General features: G+C 37.3%; 23 protein-coding genes and 1 other RNA gene. 7 read left to right on the forward strand and 17 right to left on the reverse strand.

Annotated features, from left to right (window positions below; translation table 11 throughout):
* Positions 1 to 45: 45 nt before the first annotated feature.
* Positions 46 to 516, reverse strand: coding sequence for a ferritin-like domain-containing protein (locus tag ACO1O5_RS15210; RefSeq protein WP_486271664.1), 471 nt, complete (start codon positions 514 to 516; stop codon positions 46 to 48).
* Between the two features lie 189 nt (positions 517 to 705).
* Between ACO1O5_RS15210 and ACO1O5_RS15215 the strand changes: the two genes are divergently transcribed.
* Positions 706 to 1071, forward strand: coding sequence for a SpoIIAA family protein (locus ACO1O5_RS15215; RefSeq protein WP_486271666.1), 366 nt, complete (start codon positions 706 to 708; stop codon positions 1069 to 1071).
* 5 nt (positions 1072 to 1076) lie between these two features.
* Here the strand turns inward: ACO1O5_RS15215 and ACO1O5_RS15220 are convergent, their stop codons facing one another.
* A complete protein-coding gene (locus tag ACO1O5_RS15220; RefSeq protein ID WP_486271668.1) occupies positions 1077 to 1883 on the reverse strand; it encodes a 5'-nucleotidase, lipoprotein e(P4) family in 807 nt (268 codons plus the stop codon).
* Between the two features lie 133 nt (positions 1884 to 2016).
* Here ACO1O5_RS15220 and ACO1O5_RS15225 point away from each other — a divergent pair, with 133 nt between their 5' ends.
* Positions 2017 to 2934 (forward strand): DnaJ C-terminal domain-containing protein, encoded by a 918-nt coding sequence (locus tag ACO1O5_RS15225; RefSeq protein WP_486271670.1) that lies wholly within the window; start codon positions 2017 to 2019, stop codon positions 2932 to 2934.
* Between the two features lie 10 nt (positions 2935 to 2944).
* Entirely contained in the window at positions 2945 to 3223 is a 279-nt protein-coding gene (locus ACO1O5_RS15230) for a chaperone modulator CbpM (RefSeq protein WP_486271672.1), read from the forward strand.
* Between the two features lie 5 nt (positions 3224 to 3228).
* On the opposite strand, the gene ACO1O5_RS15235 is transcribed toward ACO1O5_RS15230, so the two are convergent.
* From ACO1O5_RS15235 to ACO1O5_RS15245, 3 genes are all read right to left on the reverse strand, one after another.
* Positions 3229 to 4575, reverse strand: a complete 1347-nt coding sequence (locus ACO1O5_RS15235) for an APC family permease (protein ID WP_486271674.1) — start codon at positions 4573 to 4575, stop codon at positions 3229 to 3231.
* 124 nt (positions 4576 to 4699) lie between these two features.
* Positions 4700 to 5491 (reverse strand): hypothetical protein, encoded by a 792-nt coding sequence (locus ACO1O5_RS15240; protein WP_486271676.1) that lies wholly within the window; start codon positions 5489 to 5491, stop codon positions 4700 to 4702.
* 121 nt (positions 5492 to 5612) lie between these two features.
* Complete coding sequence (locus ACO1O5_RS15245) at positions 5613 to 6125, reverse strand: YdeI/OmpD-associated family protein (RefSeq protein WP_486271678.1); 513 nt, start codon at positions 6123 to 6125, stop codon at positions 5613 to 5615.
* 94 nt (positions 6126 to 6219) lie between these two features.
* On the opposite strand from ACO1O5_RS15245, the gene ACO1O5_RS15250 reads away from it, so the two are divergent.
* Entirely contained in the window at positions 6220 to 6951 is a 732-nt protein-coding gene (locus tag ACO1O5_RS15250; protein ID WP_486271680.1) for a pyridoxine 5'-phosphate synthase, read from the forward strand.
* 32 nt (positions 6952 to 6983) lie between these two features.
* Here ACO1O5_RS15250 and ACO1O5_RS15255 read toward each other — a convergent pair whose 3' ends face one another.
* From ACO1O5_RS15255 to ACO1O5_RS15305, 11 genes are all read right to left on the reverse strand, one after another.
* On the reverse strand, positions 6984 to 8042 hold the full coding sequence (locus tag ACO1O5_RS15255) for a redoxin domain-containing protein (protein ID WP_486271682.1): 1059 nt from the start codon (positions 8040 to 8042) through the stop codon (positions 6984 to 6986).
* A 48-nt stretch (positions 8043 to 8090) separates the two neighbouring features.
* Positions 8091 to 8891 (reverse strand): tryptophan synthase subunit alpha, encoded by an 801-nt coding sequence (gene trpA / locus ACO1O5_RS15260; protein WP_486271684.1) that lies wholly within the window; start codon positions 8889 to 8891, stop codon positions 8091 to 8093.
* 63 nt (positions 8892 to 8954) lie between these two features.
* Positions 8955 to 10154: a tryptophan synthase subunit beta gene (gene trpB / locus ACO1O5_RS15265; RefSeq protein ID WP_486271686.1), complete on the reverse strand. Its 1200-nt coding sequence runs from the start codon at positions 10152 to 10154 to the stop codon at positions 8955 to 8957.
* A gap of 1 nt (position 10155) precedes the next feature.
* Positions 10156 to 10803, reverse strand: a complete 648-nt coding sequence (locus ACO1O5_RS15270; protein ID WP_486271688.1) for a phosphoribosylanthranilate isomerase — start codon at positions 10801 to 10803, stop codon at positions 10156 to 10158.
* Positions 10803 to 11588: an indole-3-glycerol phosphate synthase TrpC gene (gene trpC, locus ACO1O5_RS15275; protein WP_486271690.1), complete on the reverse strand. Its 786-nt coding sequence runs from the start codon at positions 11586 to 11588 to the stop codon at positions 10803 to 10805. Before trpC ends, ACO1O5_RS15270 begins: the two co-directional genes overlap by 1 nt.
* Positions 11589 to 12581 carry an anthranilate phosphoribosyltransferase gene (gene trpD / locus ACO1O5_RS15280; RefSeq protein ID WP_486271692.1) on the reverse strand — a complete coding sequence of 331 codons (993 nt, stop codon included), beginning with the start codon at positions 12579 to 12581 and terminating at the stop codon, positions 11589 to 11591. It abuts the gene before it with no gap.
* 89 nt (positions 12582 to 12670) lie between these two features.
* A complete protein-coding gene (locus tag ACO1O5_RS15285; RefSeq protein ID WP_486271694.1) occupies positions 12671 to 13249 on the reverse strand; it encodes an anthranilate synthase component II in 579 nt (192 codons plus the stop codon).
* 3 nt (positions 13250 to 13252) lie between these two features.
* Positions 13253 to 14671 carry an anthranilate synthase component I family protein gene (locus ACO1O5_RS15290; RefSeq protein WP_486271696.1) on the reverse strand — a complete coding sequence of 473 codons (1419 nt, stop codon included), beginning with the start codon at positions 14669 to 14671 and terminating at the stop codon, positions 13253 to 13255.
* A 215-nt stretch (positions 14672 to 14886) separates the two neighbouring features.
* Positions 14887 to 15540, reverse strand: a complete 654-nt coding sequence (gene fsa / locus ACO1O5_RS15295; RefSeq protein ID WP_486271698.1) for a fructose-6-phosphate aldolase — start codon at positions 15538 to 15540, stop codon at positions 14887 to 14889.
* Between the two features lie 136 nt (positions 15541 to 15676).
* Positions 15677 to 15775: signal recognition particle sRNA small type (gene ffs, locus ACO1O5_RS15300), an RNA gene on the reverse strand.
* A 126-nt stretch (positions 15776 to 15901) separates the two neighbouring features.
* On the reverse strand, positions 15902 to 17197 hold the full coding sequence (locus ACO1O5_RS15305; RefSeq protein ID WP_486271700.1) for a type IX secretion system plug protein: 1296 nt from the start codon (positions 17195 to 17197) through the stop codon (positions 15902 to 15904).
* A gap of 50 nt (positions 17198 to 17247) precedes the next feature.
* Here ACO1O5_RS15305 and ACO1O5_RS15310 point away from each other — a divergent pair, with 50 nt between their 5' ends.
* Entirely contained in the window at positions 17248 to 18483 is a 1236-nt protein-coding gene (locus ACO1O5_RS15310) for an ABC transporter permease (protein ID WP_486271702.1), read from the forward strand.
* 28 nt (positions 18484 to 18511) lie between these two features.
* Here the strand turns inward: ACO1O5_RS15310 and ACO1O5_RS15315 are convergent, their stop codons facing one another.
* On the reverse strand, positions 18512 to 19270 hold the full coding sequence (locus ACO1O5_RS15315; protein WP_486271704.1) for a TrmH family RNA methyltransferase: 759 nt from the start codon (positions 19268 to 19270) through the stop codon (positions 18512 to 18514).
* Between the two features lie 9 nt (positions 19271 to 19279).
* Here ACO1O5_RS15315 and tamL point away from each other — a divergent pair, with 9 nt between their 5' ends.
* Positions 19280 to 21727 (forward strand): translocation and assembly module lipoprotein TamL, encoded by a 2448-nt coding sequence (tamL, locus tag ACO1O5_RS15320; protein ID WP_486271706.1) that lies wholly within the window; start codon positions 19280 to 19282, stop codon positions 21725 to 21727.
* A gap of 625 nt (positions 21728 to 22352) precedes the next feature.
* A complete protein-coding gene (locus ACO1O5_RS15325; RefSeq protein WP_486271708.1) occupies positions 22353 to 22580 on the forward strand; it encodes a hypothetical protein in 228 nt (75 codons plus the stop codon).
* Positions 22581 to 22624 lie beyond the last annotated feature (44 nt).

Raw genomic sequence — 22624 nt, forward strand, 5'->3', positions numbered from 1 at the left:
AATCCCGGCCTTAACAGTCCGGGATTTTTGCATCTAATCCTTAATCTATGCACTAACTGCTTTCTGCACGTCTCTGTATTTCTTAATAAGATCGTGAGATGTTTTTAAAGACGATTGCTGATCGGTTATCAACTTCCTTGTGTCTGCATTAATTTCTGCATCAGACGCCAGTGCAGCTTTATATGCCTTTTGCGCTGCGTCTTCACCAGACTCACAAGATGAAAGAATAGTATGCCTGTCCTTCCCGGAGAATGTAGCTTTTACATCCATCCAAGCCCTGTGGATTTTGCCACCTGCAGTTGTGCCGGTTGCTGGCTCACCGCCCAGTTTAACTACTGCTGTTGTAAGTTCTGTCGCAAACTTGCGGCTTTGATCTGCCAGTTTATTAAAAGTTGCACGAAGATCAACGTCAATTGATTTTACTTCTTCAGATGCATTTACATATCCCTCCGCCCTGTCGTTGTTAACGCGAATAAGATCGTTCAGTACTTCGTTTAATTTTTCATTAGTGTTCATGGTTATAATTTTTTGTTTGCATTAGTAAAACTAAAATTGTGCCATCCGCCGTGCCACTTAATAAGAAGTATCTACAAAAAACTACAGTGTCAATAGAGGGGAAAATTTTCTACTTATCAGTTAGCACATCTTCATTTTCTTATGTATAACTTTGTTAAAGGCGGATTGAAAAAATTTTAAAACAATTTTATGATTGAAGTCATACCAGGATTTCCGGGACATGTTACAGCGTTTCGTGCTACGGGAAAAGTTACGAAAGAGGATTATTATAATGTGATTAATCCCGTTGTAAAAAATGTGGTAATATCATTTGGAAAAATTAATTACCTGCTGGTATTAAACACGGAACTAAGAAATTACAGTATCGGTGCATGGATAGAAGATGGCCTGCTGGGATTCAGATATTTTTCGAAGTGGAAGAAGTTTGCCGTCGTTACTGAAAAAGATAGCGTAAAAAAATTCACCAATACATTTGGAATTTTTCTTCCCTGCCCAACCAAGGCTTTTAAAATGGAAGAATATGCTACGGCAAAAGATTGGATTTCTGATTTATAGATCGTTTAATACGAATGTAAAGATGACTTTATCACAGAATCTCGCTGCGCATCGCTAAGCGAATAATTGTAGTTATAAAGCGAGTTTTCCCAGTCACCATAAACAGGGTTAGGCAGGATAATAAAGCGGTTGCCAAACTCAGCTGCCAAATCATTTACATTTCGATTGCGTTCATCAGAACTTTTTTTATCAAATACGGAACTGAAATCTCCAAGATTATCTCCCATCAACATTACAATGCTATAATTTGCCGCGATGTTTTGCCGACGTTGTTCTTTTGATGAAGTGTTATGCAACGGAAATAAATGTGTACTATCGGCATTGGGAAAATTAAATTTTTGAAGATTCTTTAAAGTAAAATCTCTTTCTTTTTCACTCCTGTTGGTAACATAAAAAATTTCAATTCCTTTTGATGAAGCATATTTTAAAAAACTAAGGCTACCGGGAACTGTATCGGCCTTGTTCATACCGGACCATTCGTACCATGTATCTGATTCATAACCCTTTCCCTGCAAAGTTTGATGAGCCTCGTAGGCACTATTATCCAAAATGGTTTCGTCAATATCAGTAATAATTACTTTTGGCTTTTCTGTCTTAGTGGGCATTATTTCATCTACCCGTTGATGGGCAATGTTGAAAGCCTGGTAACATAAAGCGCGGTATTCAGCGGCCCTCTGCTGGTAGGCAGTTGTATAAATTTTTCCATCGGTAACAAGGTTGCCGCCGCTGGCATTTGTAGTTGACACGTTTATTCTCGGCGCAACCGTGCAGGATGCCGTCAATAACATCAGCGCAAATGATATTCTTTTCATTACATGATATTTTAAAGCAAATGTAATAATCAAAAATATTCGTATTAGTTTTTTTTAATTTTGTATTCGTCCAATTGCTATTTTAATAGCACTTACTTTTATGAAGGATTAAATTAAAGTCAAAATTAAAAAAATGGATTTCGTCGATTATTATAAAACACTGGGAGTTGCCAAAAATGCCTCGACAGATGATATAAAGAAAGCCTATCGTAAACTGGCAAGAAAACTTCACCCCGATTTGAATCCGAATGATAAGGATGCTCACAAAAAATTCCAACAGATTAATGAAGCTAACGAAGTGCTGAGCGATCCGGAAAAAAGAAAAAAGTACGATCAATATGGCGAGAACTGGAAGCATGCTGATCAATATGAAAAGGCCAAACAGCAACAAGGTGCACAAGGTTTTGGTGGTGGCGGATTTGGGGATAATTTTGGTGGCGGGTATACCTATTCTTCAGATGACGACTCGGCTTTTTCGGATTTTTTTGAATCACTATTCGGTGGCTCAGGAAGAACCGGAAGAAGGAGCAATACAAAATTTCGGGGCCAGGATTATAGCGCTGAACTTCACTTGTCACTAACCGATGCGTTTAAAACCCATAAGCAAACACTCACCATCAATGGCAAAAATGTCAGGATAACAATACCCGCAGGCGTTGAAAACGGGCAGGTAATACGGTTGAAAGGTTACGGCAGCCCTGGTGCGAATGGTGGACCTAGCGGTGACCTTCTTATAACATTTGTAATAAATAACAATACTTCGTTTAGGCGTGATGGTAATGATTTACAAAAAACAGAAGATATCGATTTATACACGGCAGTTCTGGGCGGCGAAAAAACCATCGATACCATGGATGGAAAAATAAAACTTAAAGTAAATGCGGGAACCCAGAATGGAACCAAAGTAAGATTGAAAGGCAAGGGATTTCCGGTTTATAAAAAAGAAGGTGAGCATGGCGATTTATATGTTACGTGGAACATAAAAGTTCCTACTCATTTAACCGATAAACAAAAAGAATTATTTACGGAATTATCGAAATTATCAACTTAAAAATTTTGCAATGGAACAGGAAGAATTAATACCCGCAGAAGATTTTTGCATTCATCATAACATCGAATATTCGTTTATAAGTTCATTACAGAATTCAGGATTGATAAGTGTTACATCCGTCCAAAGTTCCACTTACATACCTGTTGATGAAATACATAAACTTGAAAAATTTATCAGGCTCCATTATGATCTTGATATAAATATTGAAGGCATTGAAACTATCAATTATTTGCTGGAGCGAATTGAAGAGATGCAACGGGAGATCGTGTTTTTGCGGAATAAAATGTAATCAACTTAGTTTTTTATAAAAGGCCACTCCCTTTTAACCTTCGCTTTAATAAAATACACAACAGTTCCTAAAGCAATTATTAATGACCCCCATTCCATTAAAGTGCTTCCCGTAGAAATTAAAATAAATATCCACATACCAATTGCAAGAATTACCGGCACAGGAAACAAAGGCATTTTGTAAGGAAATTGAATATCACTTTTTTTGCTGCGCAATAATAACAAACCAATCGCTTGTCCAATAAACTGAACAATAATACGCATCGCTAATATAGCGCTGATAACTTTCCCTAAATCAGCAATAAAAAGAAGACTGAAAATAAATGCAACGCCGCCCATGAACAATAGTGACACGTAAGGAAAATTTTTTGTTGGATGAATCTTCGCAAAAACCGCAAAAAATTCTCCGTCAGCCGCAGCCGCATACGGAATGCGGCTATACCCAAGCGTTGCAGAAAAAACCGATGCGAATGCTACCCACAAAATTAAACACGTTGCAACTTTGGCAGCGCCGTGACCGGCGAGTATTTGTATAAATTCACTCACTACAAATTTGCTACCCTTTGCATGTTGCCACGGTATAACACTCACAACACTTACATTCATCATCAAATACAAAACCGCAATACCGGCAATAGAAATAAACATGCTGCGTGGAATATTTTTAGAGGGATTTTTTATCTCACTACCCAAATGACAAACATTGTAGTAACCCAAATAACTGTATACAGATTTTACACTCGCAAAACCTATGGCGGTTACAAAAGCGTAATCTAAATGTATCCCTGTATTAATATTTGTTATTGGCGATAAAAAATTTCCGTGGGCAATGCCGCCACCTATAATCCAGAACATTGTGATGATAACACCACTCCATAGAAATACACTTATTTTGCCAATAGTATCAATCTTCCTATACAACAAAAAGATTATTAATGCGACCACGCTTCCACTTACCATTTTTTCTGTAGTAGCGTTGAGCGGAACGAGATAAGAAAAATATTTTGAAAAGCCAATTGCGGCAGAAGCTATAACCAGTGGTGCTTGTATCATTGTTTGCCACACAAATAAAAAGCTCATCATTTTGCCTGCACCATTTTTTCCATAGGCTTCCTTTAAGAAATTATAGGAACCGCCTGCTTTCGGAAATGCGGCCCCCAGTTCGCTCCACACCATTGCATCAACAATTGAAAGAAATGCTCCTGCAATCCATGCATACAAAAAAAAGGGGCCATTCATCATGCCAATAACCATTGGCATTGTAATGAAAGGGCCGATGCCTACCATATCAGTCATATTTATGGCAGTAGCCTGGCCCAGGCTGAGCCTTCGTTCCAAAACTTGTTGCGGCATTTAAAAATAATGTTGAATAAAAAGAAATAACGATGCTTATGAAATAATGTATAAAAATACAAAAGCATAATAAATGAATCTTATCATTTATTATGCTTTAAAACACGGAAGAATAGAATTAAAACTATTCTTTGTAATAGGTGATGGTTCTCTTAACAATTTTAACTGGCTTACCATCTTTGTCCATTTCTGTTCGTTGGGTCCAGTTACCTTTATCGTCAAAAATGTCGTAGCGATATTTTGTAATAGTAGTTATTGTTGTATCCTTTTTTGTTGAATCTGTTTTTACTTGTTTGTAAGTTGATTCAATTACGTTGTTTTTATCATCATAAGTTTGAGCGTAGGATGAAGTTTCCTTCCCAACACTATCTTTTGCACTTTGATCTTTCAGGAATTGGTTATTATAGTTCATTGTCATACTCATCTTCAATGTACTATCCGGTTTGTATTGTTTAAACCCGGTAATTCGGCCATAGTCATTCGCGGTTATATCAGTATAATAAAAATCCATTTTACCAGTCGAATCAAAACTATGGGCACCAGAGTAAGTGCCGTCTTTGTTCTCGACAGTAAGCGAGCCGGTCGTTTTACCATTTTTTGTAAATTTCTGGCCGGTAAATAAGCCTTTATCATCGTGAGTGAAGGTTCCTTCCTCATGATCGGTACCTGCTTTGTCAACAGATGTATAGCCCGAAGAATAGCCTTGCTCATCATATTTGGTTGATGAAACACAGCAGGAATCAAGTTCACCCATTTTACCGGTGCTATCTGCTTTAAATGTGGAATCAGTAGTTTGTTCCACTTTGCCGGATAAATTATCTGCAATCCAATCATTGTTCTTAGGCGTCTCTTTTTTCGATTCGCTACAGGAAATGACAAAGATGCACGCCACCAAAAGAAATGAAATTTTTTTCATGTTGATTTTTTTAGAATTAATAGAGGGTGGGCCAAAAGCAGCAGGCGAAAGAAATAGTAATAGCGGTGACTAAAGTAGCTTTTATTATTGAGAAAGAAGAATGATCAAAGAATAATTTTGCTTACAGGAACTTTTCTTCTTTTGCCATGCGCATCATTTCGGGGTAACCCAACTTACGCGACAGCGCCGTAACGGCCTTGGCTATTCGATTTGCTCGTGTCTCTTCGGTTTTGGCACTCTCAATCCATTTGCTAAAATAGTTTCGATGGCTTCCCGGCAAAGAATTAAAAAAATCCAGGGCTTTTGGCTCATCAGCAAGACAAATTAAAAAAGTTTTATTTATTTCTACCGCACGTGCATCTTCGGCAAGGCTCACTTTTATTGTTGCTCCTTGCCGCTTACCTAATGCCTTTCGAATAGTGGCGTTTATGGGAATAATAAAACTCCCTCCGCCCATAGGAATCAGACTCGTTCGTTCTATTTTATAATTATCCAGGGAACCTTTTACTCTATAAGATTTTTTATAATTGGGTTTGATTTGTGTGGCTATTTCTTCCGGTATCTCAATATAAGACCAGCCGGTCTTCTCGCCCTGTTTGGCAAATTTTTTTATAGCGGTATTAAACTGAATCATCTTTCAATTTATTAAATCAAAACATCACTTCAAAATTCATGCATAACTTTGTTATTCAATTTAATAAAATTTACTTCCAGAATATAATAGGACCATGACCAAACTCTCCGTTAACATCAATAAAATAGCTACGCTTCGCAATTCACGCGGGGGTAATAATCCCGATGTAATTAAAGCTGCTACTGATATTCAGAATTTTGGCGCCGACGGAATAACAGTGCACCCACGCCCTGACGAAAGGCATATTCGCTATGCAGATGTATATGAACTGAAAAAGATTATCACCACAGAATTTAATATTGAAGGCAATCCTAAAGAACAAAAATTTGTTGATTTGGTTCTTGCCAATAAACCTGACCAGGTTACGCTTGTACCAGATGCTGAAGGCCAGTTAACTTCTGATCACGGATGGGATACCATAAAGAATAAGGAGTATTTGATTGAAATAATTTCTGTCTTTCAGGAGGCCGGTATTCGTGTTTCAATTTTTGTTGATCCTGATATAAATATGGTAATTGGCGCAAAGCAAACCGGCACAGACAGGATAGAGTTATACACTGAAGGTTATGCCAAAAAATATTCAACCGGTAAAAGGCAAAAAGCAATCGAGTCTTATACTATAGCAGCCAAAAAAGCAAATGAACTTGGCTTAGGAATCAACGCAGGCCATGATTTGGATTTGCATAATCTTAAATACTTTGCTGAAAATATTCCTGGCTTACTCGAAGTTTCAATTGGCCATGCATTAATTACAGATGCCTTATATTTTGGTTTGGAGAATGCGGTGCAGTTGTATAAAAGACATTTAATTGTATTCGGAAAATAAGAACGTAGAAGTTTTCTATTAACTGATCAACATCACTTTAAAATCTGGCTTAATTTGTTCTCAAGAACTGGCCCTCTTAAATTCTTTGCAATTATTTTTCCGTTAGGATCAATCAAAAGGTTTTGCGGTATGCTGCGAATTTGAAACATCCCGGCCACTGCATTGTTCCACCCTTTTAAATCACTTACATGGTTCCACGTAAGTCCATCCATTTGAATTGCGTTTAACCATGCCGGTTTGGCCTGGTCGAGCGATACACTTAAAATCGTAAAGTTTTTATCATGGAATTTATTGTACGCCGCCACCACGTTCGGATTTTCCATGCGGCATGGCCTGCACCAACTTGCCCAAAAATCCAATAAAACATATTTGCCCCTGTAAGAAGAAAAATCTACCGGGTGACCGGAAGTATCGTTTTGTGAGAAATCTTTCACAACAGACCCGATTGCGTTAATTTTTGACTCCTGTATTTGCTGATTAACATATTGGCCCAGGCCGCTTTCCTTTACGGGTGAAGACATTAACTTATAGAGTTCCTCGGCCTTGTTACCATCTTGGGTGGCCTGGTATAAACGAATAATTGCAAGTGGTGAAACAAAAGACCCAGGGTGCTTTTTTACAAAATCAATGCTTATTTTTTCGACCGCATTGGCTGCGTCCGGATCTTCAACTGCACCTTCCGCAAATATTTGTTGATATGGCATAATCGCGTTTGCATATTCCATGTATTGATTATGAGAAGGAGAGCCCGTTATGGAAAGTTTATCAAGTGCACTTTTATCACCAGTTATTTTTATATTGCTGTTATCCAAAAATAAAGGTATGGCTGGCGGCTGATCGCCAAAAATCAACACTTTGAAAGAAGGTTGGGACATTTGTCCTTTAACAACAAATTTATTATTCTCAATTGTTGTTTGTTTTTCGGGCTGCCCGGTTTGATCATTTAAAAATGATACTGAAGTACCATTGGCGTACCCGGTAACATCCCCGGTAATAACAAAGCCATTCTCTGCAGGAGTACTCGTTTTCTGTTTGGTTTGCGAAAAACTAAAAAAAGGAACGATAAGAAGAAAGACAAATATTTTTTTCATGGTTGATTGTTGGGGAACAAATTTAATTTTTTTAAAACAAATACCATTTTATAACGAAATAGTTGGGTCTAAAATTGAGTTAAGAAATTTCTGGGTGCTGATTTCGATATTATCTGAATTTTCAATTGCCTTAATATATGCCGTCCCAATTATGGCCCCTGCCGCATATTTACAGGCTTGCATAAATGTTGCATTGTCTTTTATTCCAAAGCCGATCATTACCGGATTTTTAAGTTTCATACTTTCAATTCTTTGAAAATATTCTTGCTGTTCGGTCATATCTTTATTAGCGCCGGTAGTTGAAGATGATGAAACGGCATATATAAACCCTTTGCTTAAGGCGTCAATTTTTCTTATTCTTTTATCGCTTGTTTCGGGTGTAATCAGAAAAATAAAATCCAGTTTATATTTTTCAAAAAGTCTTTTATACTCTGATTCGAATTCATGCAAAGGAAGATCGGGTAAAATTATTCCATCAATTCCGGCATTGTGGGCATCGCTGAAAAATTTTTCTATGCCGTATTGTAAAACAGGGTTGAGATAGCCCATTAAAATTAACGGCACACGCCTGACTCCTGAAGGAGAATTACCGGGCAACTTGTTTAGTTGTTCAAACAATAATTTAATAGACATGCCATTTTGTAAAGCCTTCATACTGCTTTGCTGGATTACGGGACCATCGGCCAAGGGATCACTATAAGGCATGCCAATTTCAATAAGATCAGCGCCATGATTTTGTAAGGCATCAAGAATTATGTTCGTATCATTTAATTGAGGAAAGCCTGCAGTAAAATAAATGCTTACTAGGTTTTTTTTCTTATCAGAAAATAATTTTTTTATTCTGTTCATGAGAATTAAATGGCTTCTGTCAATCATGTAAACTTTTGGAAAGTTTAATATTTTCAAAAGTTATCAAGATGTAATATGTTTCATATAAGTGTCCATATCCTTGTCTCCTCTTCCACTCAGGTTAACCACCACAACGTCACCTTTTTTGAAATTGATTATATTCAAAACGTGTAATGCATGAGCAGATTCAAGTGCAGGTATGATACCTTCCAGTCTCGCAAGTTCAAAAGCTGATGCTAGCGCTTCTTCATCAGTAGCGCTCATAAATGTCGCCCGCTTGCTTGTGAATAAATGTGCATGCATGGGTCCAATGCCGGGATAGTCGAGGCCCGCTGAAATACTGTGTGGTTCTATAACCTGTCCGTCCAGCGTTTGCATTACGAGGCTCTTGCTTCCATGTAAAATGCCGTGGGTGCCTAATTGAGTTGTTGCGGCGCTCATACCACTGTCGATGCCTTCGCCGGCAGCTTCTACGGCAATAAGTTCTACAGAGTGATGATTTAAAAAATGATAAAAAGCGCCCGCAGCATTACTACCACCACCCACACACGCAATTACATAAGCCGGCAATTCATTCCCGGTTTTTTCTTTTAACTGTTTCTTAATTTCTTTACTGATAACGCTCTGAAAACGGGCGACCATATCGGGGTAAGGATGTGGGCCAACAACACTTCCAATTATATAATGCGTATTGTCAGGATTATTGATCCAATCGCGAATAGCCTCGTTCGTAGCATCTTTCAGCGTTTTGCTACCACTTAATGCAGGGATAACTTTGGCCCCGAGCATCTTCATTCTTGCAACATTTGGCGCCTGCCGGGCAATATCTTTTTCGCCCATGTAAACAATGCACTCCAATCCTTTTAAAGCACAAACTGTTGCTGTTGCCACGCCATGCTGGCCTGCGCCCGTCTCAGCAATAATTCTTTTTTTTCCAAGCCGCTCTGCCAGTAAAATTTGCCCGATGGTATTGTTGATTTTATGAGCGCCTGTATGGCAAAGATCTTCACGTTTTAAATAAATGTTGGCCTTATATTTTTCACTTAATCTTTCAGCCAGGTATAATGGAGTTGGTCGACCTACATAATCTTTCAACAAAGCATTAAATTCTTTTTTGAATTTTTTGTCCCCAATAATTTTTAAATAATTTTCCCTGAGTCGTTGCACATTATTATGCAACATTTCAGGAACATAAGCTCCGCCAAACTCACCGTAGTAACCGTTTTTATTAACTTTAAAAATCTCTTTGTTCTTCATCATCATTTTATTCAACTATATTTTTATCAAGCAATTCAGCAACCATCGTTTTAATGGCCACCATATCTTTTATTCCATCTGCAATTTCAACCCGGCTGTTTACATCGACGCAGTAAAAAAAAGGATGGTCAAAAGCTTTTAGTCTTTTTACATCTTTTAACCCGATTCCCCCACTTAAAAAAAATGGTTTATTAATTTTATTCTGTTGCAAAAGGTTCCAGTTAAATTTTTCACCGGTACCTCCGTAAGCATTTTTACGGTTCGTGTCGAAAAGATAATAATCACAATATTCTTCATAAGGCTTTACCATCCAATCAATATTTTGCTCGTTAGTTTGCGTTATTCTGAAAGCTTTTGTAACCGCTATATGTTCGCTGATTACCTTACAAAAAGCCGGCGTTTCGTCGCCATGTAACTGAACCAGGTCAAGACCATAAGCATCCACCTGGCTCATAATATATTCTTCATCTGCATTTACAAAGACCCCAACCTTTTTCAGAGATAAAGACAATGGCTTAACACCCCATGCAAATAATTTGTTGTAAACATTTCTTGATGAATGTGTATAAAATATCATTCCCGCATAATCTACTCCTATTTCATCCAGTTGTTTTAATTGTTCCAATTGATTAATACCACAAACTTTTAATTTCATCATTGCATTTTTAATTCATGTGTAAAATTTTGAAATGCGAGCCCTGGATCTTCTTCTTTCATAAATTTCTCTCCAATCAAAAATCCTTTAAAACCAAATTCTTTTAAAAGCTTTATTGAAGCAATACTATCAATACCACTTTCCGAAATTTTTATTTTATCAGAAGGAATTTGTTTACTCAATTCTATGGAGCGATTAATATCAACCTTAAAAGTTTTAAGATCGCGGTTGTTAACTCCCACCACATCTACATCTTTACAAATATGTGCCAGCTCCTGTTCATTATGAATTTCAAGTAATACATTCAGGCCGATATTTTTCGCCAAACCAGCTAAAGTTTTTACTTCATCTTTTGTAAGACATGCCGCTATTAATAATATCACTTCAGCGCCGTATGCTTTTGATTCTAACAGTTGGTATTCATCAATAATAAAATCCTTTCTTAATAATGGAACTTCATTTACAGTTGCTGCTAATAAATCATCCAACGAACCTCCAAAAAAATTTTCATCTGTAAGCACCGAAATGCCACTGGCTCCATATTTTGCATAAGCCCCTGTTACTTCCTTAACAGTTGACCGATCGTTGATGACCCCTTTTGACGGCGATTTTCGTTTAAATTCTGCAATGATGCCGGTTTTATCTTCTCTCGATAAAAACTCTCTAAAAGATAAGGTTTCATTTTGAAAGAAAGGGCCTTTCTTAATTTCAGAAATATCTTTATTTTTTTTTCTTTCTGCCACTTCAATTTTCTTGCTGGCAACTATAGTATCCAATATATTCATCTACTGAAGGCTTATTAATTTTTCAAATGACTGGTACGCTTTTCCGCTTTCCAGGCTCTCAACAGCCAGTGAATAACAGTGTTCATAGTCCGGATAATTTCCGGTTGAAGATAAGGCTATTGCTGCATTTGCAATTACTACTGCATTCTGCGCCCAGCTTCCCTCCCCTTTCAAAATTTTTAAAAATATTTTCGCAGCTTCTGCTGTTGAATTACCGCCGTAAATATCCTGGGGGCTTACCATTCTTTTTCCAAGAGCTTCGGCGCTGCAAATTTTTTCTCCTTTATTGGTTATAATTTTTGTTTCCCCTGTCAAAGAAATTTCATCATATCCATCGAGGCTGTGGACAATGGTAAATTTAGCATTTGATTGCTGAAGCAAATACGAATAAATGCGTGCCATTTCAAGGTTATATACGCCCACAACCTGTACATCTGGCAATGCAGGATTTACCATCGGGCCAAGCATATTAAAAAAGGTACGTACTCCTAAATTTTTTCTAATGGGGCCAACAACCTTTAACGCGGGGTGGAACAAAGGCGCATGCATAAAACAAATATTAGCTTTATCAACTTCTGCTAACAATTTTTTGTTGTCTGACGAAAATTTATATCCATGTGCTTCCATCACATTACTGGCGCCGCTAATGGATGAAGCGCCGTAGTTACCATGTTTTGCAACTTTTTGGCCGGTACCCGCTACAATGAAACAGCTGAGTGTAGAGATATTAAACGTATTTTTTCCATCGCCGCCTGTACCTACTATATCCAATACACTGAATGGTTTTAAGTCAACAGGAACGCACAACTCAATTAATGCGTCGCGAAAACCAAGTAACTCAGGTATCGTAATACTGCGCATAAGGTATACCGTTACAAACGATGCAATTTCTGCATCTGAATATATTCCTTTCGAAATATTCAATAATATTTCCTTCGCTTTGTCTCTCGATAAAGTTTTATGTTCGAATAAATATTTAAGGATTTCTTTCATGATCTAATTTTCAATAATATTACATATACGTTATGTCGCCGTCTCACGACTCCAGGTTGAATAGAGGAAAGGGCCATTATTACCCAAAATCAAACTAACCAATTCCTCATCATCATTTCTCCCATAGGCGTTAATACACTTTCAGGATGAAACTGAACGCCCTGCACATCGAAAGTTTTATGCCGTAACGCCATTATGTACCCATTTTCATCTTCGGCAGTAATCTCAAGTTCTTTGGGAAAGCCTTCTTTACTTACGATCCATGAATGATAGCGACCGACTTCCAGCTCGTTATCCAATGAATTAAAAACATCATTTTTTGATTTTGTCCTGCCAGGATCAACCTTAATTTTTGTAGCTACTCCGTGATATACTGTGCTTAAATTTATTAAACTTCCTCCAAATGCCTCGCCAATTGCCTGCTGCCCAAGGCATACGCCCAGTATAGATTTGGAAGAGGCGTATTCCTTTATGAGTGGCAGCAACAATCCCGATTCAACAGGAATTCCCGGGCCGGGCGATAAAATTATTTTATCGTAGTCCTTTACCTTTTCCAATGGTATTTTATCATTGCGATAAACATCTACCTTATCATTGATTATTTTTTCAACCACGTGTACCAGGTTGTAAGTAAACGAATCGTAATTATCAAAAATTAAAATTTTCATTCTTTATATTTTTTCAGCGGATTTAATGGCTGAGGTAAGCGCATTTAGTTTATTGGTTACTTCCTGTAACTCACTCTCTGGGTTAGACGCAGCAACAATACCTGCCCCGGCCTGGTAAATAAGGCTGTTTTCCTTACTTAAAAAAGTCCGTATCATAATAGCATGGTTTATACTTCCGTTAAACCCAATGAACCCGATGCATCCACCGTAGTAGCTTCTTGCCTCCTTTTCAAATTCATCAATAAGCTGCATAGCCTTATACTTTGGTGCACCGCTTAAAGTACCTGCCGGGAAAGTAACTCCTAATAAATCGAACGGATTGCTATCTTCCGGAACCTTTCCTTTTACTTCGCTAACAAGATGTATAACATGTGAAAAATATTGAACCTCGCAAAAGCGGGTAACTTTTACTTCATTACACAAGCGGCTTAAATCGTTCCGTGCAAGGTCCACCAACATTACATGCTCGGCATTTTCTTTTCTATCCTTTGATAGTTGCTCAGCAAGGCTTTCATCTACGGCATCATTACCAGTCCTCCTAAAAGTTCCGGCTATAGGGTGTACAACCGCAGTATTATTCTGAACAATCAACTGGCTCTCCGGACTGCTTCCAAACAGGCGATAATCGCCATAGTCAAAGTAAAAGAGGTACGGGCTGGGATTAATATTTCTGAGTGCCCGGTACACGTTAAATTCATCCCCCGAAAATTTCTGTTGGAATCTACGGCTGAGCACTACCTGGAAAACATCGCCCCTGGCGCAACTGGTAATTCCTCTTTTTACCATATTTACATATTCTTCATCAACTAACGGCGACGATTCCGTCTCTACCACAGCAAAAGGGTAAGTTGGAACATCTTTGCTTTTAATAATGCTCTCCACAATATCTATTTCGCTTTCAATTCCCCGGATATGATTTTCGCAAAGAAATAATTCATCTTTAAAATGATTGATAACGATAACGTACTGGTATAAACGATACCGAACCAGCGGTATTTGAGGTTTTTCGTTACCCCTTAAAGACTTAAATTGTATATCTTCAAAAAATTGTATAGCGTCAAAAGTAGTGTAGCCAAACAAGCCCTGGGCTTTACTTACAGGAACCGTCACCTGCTCCACAATATCGAAGTGTTGCATAAACTTCCAGAGTTGTTCAGCGACTTTCATAGATTTTGTAATCTGGATCTTTTGAATATTTTGCGATGGCAATTTGAATTCAATTTCCTGGTAATTGCTTATTTCAATACCGGCAATTGCATTGATCCCAATAATGGAAAAGCTATTTTCACCAACGTGAAAATCGGTACTTTCCAATAAAACTGTGTCGCGAAAACGGTCGCGGAGACGCAGGTATATTCCAACAGGAGTATATACATCCGCCAATAATTTTTTGAAGGTTGTTGTTAATTCTATTTTCTTCATAACATAAAAAAACCCCGGCTTTGTGCCGGGGTGTACTATTTATTTTTTGAGATACAAATATAGCTATGCGGCACAATCAGCAGATTGTTTGCCACCAGCTATTATATGTATTTTTAATTTTCATTTGCAAAACAAAGATGTAATGAAAAATTTTAAATAACAAATTTTATTTTATTATCGTAACATACCTCAATCTGTACTGAGCTATTTCATCCCTACGCAAACTTTTTTGCATCAGCAACAAATTTTGCAAGCCCAATATCCGTTAAAGGATGTTTTGTTAACCCAATAATTGACTCTAACGGGCAAGTACAAACGTCAGCGCCGGCCTCGGCACATTTAATTATGTGGAGTGAACTGCGTATGGATGCGGCAAGGATTTCTGATTCAAAACCCTGTACCTGGAAGATATGGGCAATCTGCTGTATCAGTTCAATGCCATCCCAACCACTGTCATCAATGCGGCCGATAAACGGCGAAACATAGGCTGCACCGGCTTTTGCTGCCAGCATGGCCTGGCCTGCACTAAAAATCAACGTGCAATTGGTACGAATGCCATTATCGGTGAACCATTTGATCGCTTTTACGCCATCCGGAATCATGGGAACTTTTACTACTATATTTTTATGAATGGCAGCAAGTTTTTTGCCTTCTTCAATAATGGTTTTAAATTCTGTCGTTACCACTTCTGCACTGATATCTCCGTCGACCATTTCGCAAATAGTTTTGTAATGATTCATTACGGCATCGCTCCCTTTAATTCCCACTTTTGCCATTAAAGAAGGATTGGTAGTAACGCCATCTAAAATGCCAAGATCGTTGGCCTCTTTTATTTCGTCAAGATTGGCGGTGTCAATAAAAAATTTCATAAAAATTATCTGTTTAAAAATTAAATGTATTGTGCAAAGATATTTGTTTATTAAAGAAGTTTAAGCAAGTTGACAATTGTTAAGATAGGTTAGAAAGGAAATTCGTGTAATCAAGGATCATTCACGGCTAAAAAAAAATCGGCAAGTTACTTACATCGCACCGCTCAACCACATACCCTTGCTATCTTCCGATCCTGGGGGAGTTCTGCAGGAGCTGGCCGTATAAGACTTGCCGGCTGCAAATATATATAAAATGTTGTATTGAAAAATTGTAAAACGCATTATGGCCAAAAAGAGAATTTAATCAAACGAGCCTAAAATAAGTCTCCGAAAATGAAAAGATCATAGTTCAGGCTGCGACTTAGAAACTCAATCCCGGCTGGGCAGTTCTTGAATCAAAAGTAGCCACACCAATTAATTGATCTGAACGATCAGTGAATGATTTGAAGTACACTAAAATGGTATAAAGGTTTTCTGTTTCAAAATAATTTCCATCCAATTCATTTCGTATTGCCGGATTATCTTTGTCGACGCCCACATAAGTATAATCGTAATAGCCTTGTTTTAATAAAAGGTGTGTCTCGTAAAGATTTTTTTCATGATTAAATACCATTTTGAGGCTATCAGCATAATTGTAGTTAGTTAACTGGCCAAACAGGTAGACATCCTTATTCGGATATAAGACTCCGTTAGGAGGTACAAATGAAAAATGAACCGTAGCATAATCGGTTTCCCATAATGGATTATATCCCCGTATAGCCGACGAAATGAACATGCCATTGTAGTCACGGTAATAAACATACGGCTGTGCATCTCTCGGTCCGTCGGGATTTAGATAAATTTCCGTAGAAGTTTTGTTGTAATCCGCCGTGCGCACCCTATCACTCTGTAAATGAAAATCAGTAATATCAAGCCAGCGCCATTCTTTCCCACCAGGGAAAATACCAATGCTTTCGGAATTATATTCCAATGTAGTACCGCGGATAAACGTTGGCGGAAAATTTTTCAGGGCGTTGTCCCACCGGTAATTTTGAAGTATTACAACTTTAACCTGCTGCCCCGCATTAAATGCATCAAGTCCTTTTATGCCAACGGTAAATTGAATGCGCTGATGAGTCCGGGAAATATCAGGCGCATATGGTTGAATAACCCTTGCTAAAATGGTTGCTTTGTTATCGACCACCATCAACCTTTTGGTAAAGGCGATTTGGGAGGTATCACCATTCAAATATACTTTTAGTATATAATTTCCCGAACGTGTAGGATAACCACTTTTATCAGGGATAACCGCCTGGTAATGTGTATAACGGGTAAGCGCAAGCGATGAAAGGCGATAAGTGGAAATCCTTAGCTGGGTAAAACCTTTTATATAGTCAAACTGGTTTATATCAACAGGCGTCCAGTCGTTATTACAAAGTTGAAAGGTATAGTAGTAATATTTTACATCACCATCCAAATCGTCAAAATGAAGTTCAACCTGGTCGCCGCTGTTGAGTTTAATTACAGGCAAGCTTAGCTGGTCTCCATAATTATACAACCTAACGGTTTTTATATTATTAACATAAATGCTATCGGGGACCTGTGCAAATGTTAAATTTGAAGAAATTAATATTACAATATTGGTTAAAATAAATGCAGCATTCCTGATTGATTTCATTGAAATGTTTTAAAAAAAATTAGTTTTACAAGATAGCAAATTTAACACGTTTGAATGTTTCTTCTTTTATAGCAAAGCGCATTGCCTTCAACAGGCAAAAAACTTTTTCACGATTTATTATTGGCCTGGCAATTACCGCTACAACGATAAGTGTTGCCGTTATGATAGTTGCATTGAGTTTTGTTAACGGTTTCCAAAATGTAATAAGCAATAAAGTATTTAGCTTCTGGGGCCACATAAGGGTGCAGCAGAATGTAATGAGCCAGGCAAATATTGCCGAAGAATACCCGATTGAAAAAAACGATACACTTGAAAATTTATTACGCACTTTACCACAGGTAAAAAGCGTAGAGCGTTATGCGACAAAATCTTCTATTATACGCTACAAGGATAATATTGAAAGTGTACTAATGAAAGGCGTTGATAGCAGTTTTCATTTCAGCAGAATCAATTCTTTTCTGGAAAAAGGGAAATGGTTGTCATTTAACGATAGCGGTTATAGTAAGGACATTGACATTTCCGAATATACCGCCAACCAGCTCGAAGCAAATGTAAATGATAGCGTAATTATTCTTTTTATACAGAGTGATGGCAGCCAGCGGGCCAGGAAATTAAAAATTGCAGGAATATTCAAAACCGGAATTGAAGAGTATGATCAAAACTTTTGCCTGGGAGACCTAAAACTAATTCAACGGCTCAACGATTGGGACTCAAGCGAAATCGGTGGATACGAAATATTTTTGAAAAATTACAAGCAAACGGATTCTGTAAATAATTATTTATTCGACGCTGATCTGTTACCGGGCAAATGGTATAGCAAAACCATACAGGAAATTTATCCCAATATTTTCGACTGGCTCAATTTGCAGGGAAGAATTAAGAGTATTTTGCTGGGCATTATGATGGTGGTTGCCGTTGTTAATTTAATTACATGCCTTATAATACTTGTTTTGGAACGAACAAAAATGACGGGGATATTAAAAGCATTGGGCGCTCCCAACATCACCATTCAAAAAATATTTTTATACAATACTTCAATTATAGCAATTACAGGCATTGTTGCGGGTACGCTATTTGGTTTAGGAATCTGTTATCTTCAGGAAGCAACTGGTTTTATCAAGCTTGATGAAGAAGCTTATTACATGAAAGTTGCCCATGCAGATGTAGTGTGGTGGCAGGTTACAGCTGTTGACGGCGCTACATTAGTAATTTGCTTTCTGATGTTGATTATACCGTCATTGCTGGTAAGAAAAATACAACCGGTTAAGGCAATTGAGTTCAGGTAAAGCAACATTATTCAATTCTTCGGGAAGACTAACGGGCTTTTAGGTGCGATAAAATAATACCTGTCGCCACGGCAGCATTCAACGATTCTGCTTTCCCATATTTTGGGATGGTAATTTTTTGAGTAGCTTTTTTTAATAAGTCTTCGTCAATTCCTATTGATTCATTTCCAATTAAAAGTATGCCTTCTTTTATTGCAGGAAGTTCTGGCAAGGGAGTTCCGGATAACGCAGCCGCATAAACGCCTACGTTACTATGTGTATCTAAAAACGAAAATAAAGAAGTATACCAGGTATTTACACGCGTAAGGCTTCCCATAGTAGCCTGCACCACTTTAGGATTGTAACAATCGACGCAGTGATAGCTACAAATAATATTTTCGATATTAAACCAATCAGCAATACGAATAATAGTTCCCATGTTCCCGGGATCTTGAATATCATCGAGCATTATGGATAATTTGCCTTCGATCTGCGGCCCGCTTGGATACAATCTTTTTTCAAAGACCGCCAGTACTTTATTGGGTGTTTTTAAAAGTGATATTTTTTGCAGAGAATTATCATCGATTTCATAAACATTTTCGGGAGATATCCTTTCTAATAAATTCTTACTCTCCAGCAGCCAATCTTTATGTGCACATAAAATTTTACAATTAAAATTTTCAACCGATAAAAACTCCGCAACAAGTTTCGGCCCTTCGGCAATAAAAGCATTCTCCTCATCGCGTAATTTTTTATGGCTTAAACTTTGAATATATTTGACAATCTTTTTGCTCAATAGTGCATGCATATGAAAGGAATGATCCGTATTAAAATATTTCCTGCGTTTTTTGTTCTATGTATTGCCCTTATATTTTTATCTGGCTGCGTAACTTCTAAAAAAAATTATTCCGGATTTACAACGGTACGTAAATATCAAAAAAATAAACCTTTTTTTTTCAAAAACAATATTACGCTAACCGCGCCTGATTTAAATAAAGATGAAAAAGCAACCGTTAAATCCAAATTAAATACGCAACTGGATGATAGCGCCAAAGTGAAAATAAAGGATGTGGCTTTTATTTTCCATTCTATAATGAAACCTCCTGTTTTTGATACCATAGCAGTTATTCAATCAGCAAATAATATGAGAACAGCCATGGGAAACCTTGGCTATTATCATCCCGTCATTTCTTATTCGTTCGACACTGTTTTTCACTCAAAGAAGCAGGAAAGAATAATTACCAATTACAACGTTGTAGCAGGCCCCCGCACGCTGGTAGACACACTTGCTTATCTTTTCACAAATCCTGAGTTGGAATCGCTGGCAATTTCCACAAAGAAAGAATCGCTTTTGCAAAAAAATAAACCAGTTACTAAAAATGCTGTGCAGTTTGAAACAAGTCGTCTTGTTGATCTTTACAGAAATCATGGCTATTTTAAATTTACCGGTGATGAGGTAAGAATAACCGGTGATACATCAATTGAAGCACTCACTTCTGTGGCCGAGGACCCGTTTGAACAACTACGCTTGTTGGAAGAAGCGAATGAAAAAAGAGATAAGCCAACGATACGACTGGGTGTTCAGTTAAATAATTTACCCGATAGTTCGAAACTGCAAAAATATTATGTCAATAATATTTTTGTTTTACCCGATTACACTCCCGGAGAGCAATACACTGACAGCACTTTGCATGAGCATATTTCAAGCAATTACATTACAAGGTATCATCGAAAACTATATAAATTTTATATACCAGGCACTTACCTGTATATGAAAAAAGGCGATGTTTTCAGCCAGGCAGATTACTTAAAAACGATCAATGGCTTGTACAAACTTGGCGCCTGGGAAAGTCCTACCATCGAAATTACAGAAGAAAAAGATACCAACCTGCTGGACATGGTGATTAAACTTAATCCTATAAAAAAATACGCCTTTGAGGGAAGCGTTGAACTAAGCTATTCAGCAAATACGACAACCTCAATTGCCGCATCAAACTCCGGAAATCTCCTTGGTGTAGCCGGAAATCTTTCAATAACCAACCGAAATCTCTGGAAACAGGCAGCTAGAATGACTAACGCCATAAGAGCGGGGGCAGAATTTAATACGGCTTATCAAAATAGTAATGGCACTTTTATTTACTCAACTGAAATTGGATATACCAACAGCATTCTTTTTCCAACATTTGTAACTCCTTTTAAAAAACTCAACCGCAAAAAGCTTCTGACAAAACAGACCTTTATTAACACCAACCTCTCCTTAATTAACAGGATCGATTTTTTTGATCAGCAGATATTTAATATCGCCCTGGGCTATAATTGGACTAATAAAGAAAATCATCTCTGGAGCTACAAGCCATTTAATTTTGATTATCGCAGAATTTACAACAGATCACACACCTTCGATAGCACCTTAACATTGTACCCTTTTCTAAAATATTCCTTTAATACCGCCCTGGTGATGGGGCAAAGCCTTAGTTATTCGTCAACCCATACAAATACGAAAAAGCCAAACCTCGTTAGTAATTTTAAAGCCAATCTTGAAGAATCTGGTTTAATATGGAGATTATTAAAAAAGGGCAATAAAAATTCTCAAACCGGCAATTTCTTCAATAATTACCTGAAAGATTTTATAAAAACCGATGTTGACTACACTTATACTATTAATCATCCTAAATCGGCAATAGTTTTCAGGACTTTTGCAGGAGTTGGAATTCCCCTCACAAAAAGTGACACCACGTTGCCTTTCTTCAAACAATATTTTGGCGGAGGACCGAATAGTATGCGTGCATGGCCTGTACGAGGTATTGGAGTCGGCGGTCAGAAACTGGCTCCTGATACAAGTGGTCTATTCAACGACCGTACAGGAGATATTCAGTTGGAAGGAAATATAGAATACAGATTCAATGTAGCGCCACTTTTTTCTAATGCAGTCCTTTTCAAAATGGCCTTATTTACAGATATTGGCAATATATGGAATTTTAAAAACACAAAATCTGACGGCACTATTGATACCACCCAATTTAAATTTCAAAATTTGTATAAACAATTGGGAGTCGCATCTGGAGTAGGTTTCAGGTTTGATTTTACTTATTTTCTTATAAGATTTGATGTGGGATTTCGATTTAAACGACCGGACATTGCAAGAAATGATGGATGGCAAATTCCGGACATTACTTTTAACCATCTTTTTCGCGGCACTGCGGCAGATCGTCAATGGCGATATGAAAATTTTAACGCTACCATTGGAATTGACTATCCATTTTGAGAAATTGATTTTGTCATCGTTCTGTCTGAGTAAACCAGGCTTTTGTTTTACAATACCTAACGGTGTATCGTAAGTGCAAAACTTGTTATTATAATCCGATTTTATATTTTTTAAATTCAAAAGGAGTCAATACTTTTATACATTAATATTCGTACGCTATTATAAGCGCCATAATTCCCCGTTAGAAATCGACATTAATCGCGTGATGCACTAAAATTTTTCAAGGCATTGTTGATAAATTGCAATAATTCTTCTTAAGTTCCGATTGTAACGTTATTGTCACTTTATTTTGGCCTTCTAAGGTTTTTTATCTCATAAAGTAAATTATAATTTGTAGTAATATAACAAATAAACTACTCCTATTTAGTCCTGATTTCGAAAAACCACATCCTAAGTGCTGTTTCTAACAGCACTTTTTATTTATTGGGTCTTGCAGGTTCCTTTCTTAACTGATTTCAAACTCTTTGTTTTCTATTTCCCCAGATTTTCTATAGAACCACTCGTAACGAAATTATACCATTAAACAAGGTATTATGTCATTTCATATACTATGTATTGCATAGTACATAGCTTAAACTATATCTTTGTTATGTAATTAACCATTAACAATTAAAAAATTAAGAAAATGAAAACGATAATTAGCAACAGCATAGCTTCAATTAGTGAAACTGTAAAACGTACAATTTATTCTTTCCAGGTACTTATTGTTGGAATAGCAATTCCCGTTCTATTTATTATTGGAATTTCAAACGCCAATCAAACAAAATCAACCGGAACTGAAACCGAACAGGTCAACAACTCAGCCCAATCATTCACCAATCCGGCAGACGGGGCAGTTATTGTTAAAAAATAAATGCTAAAATGGGATGGAAAATCATAAAATGTTGGTACGGCAAA

The sequence above is a fragment of the Ginsengibacter sp. genome (assembly GCF_057362405.1).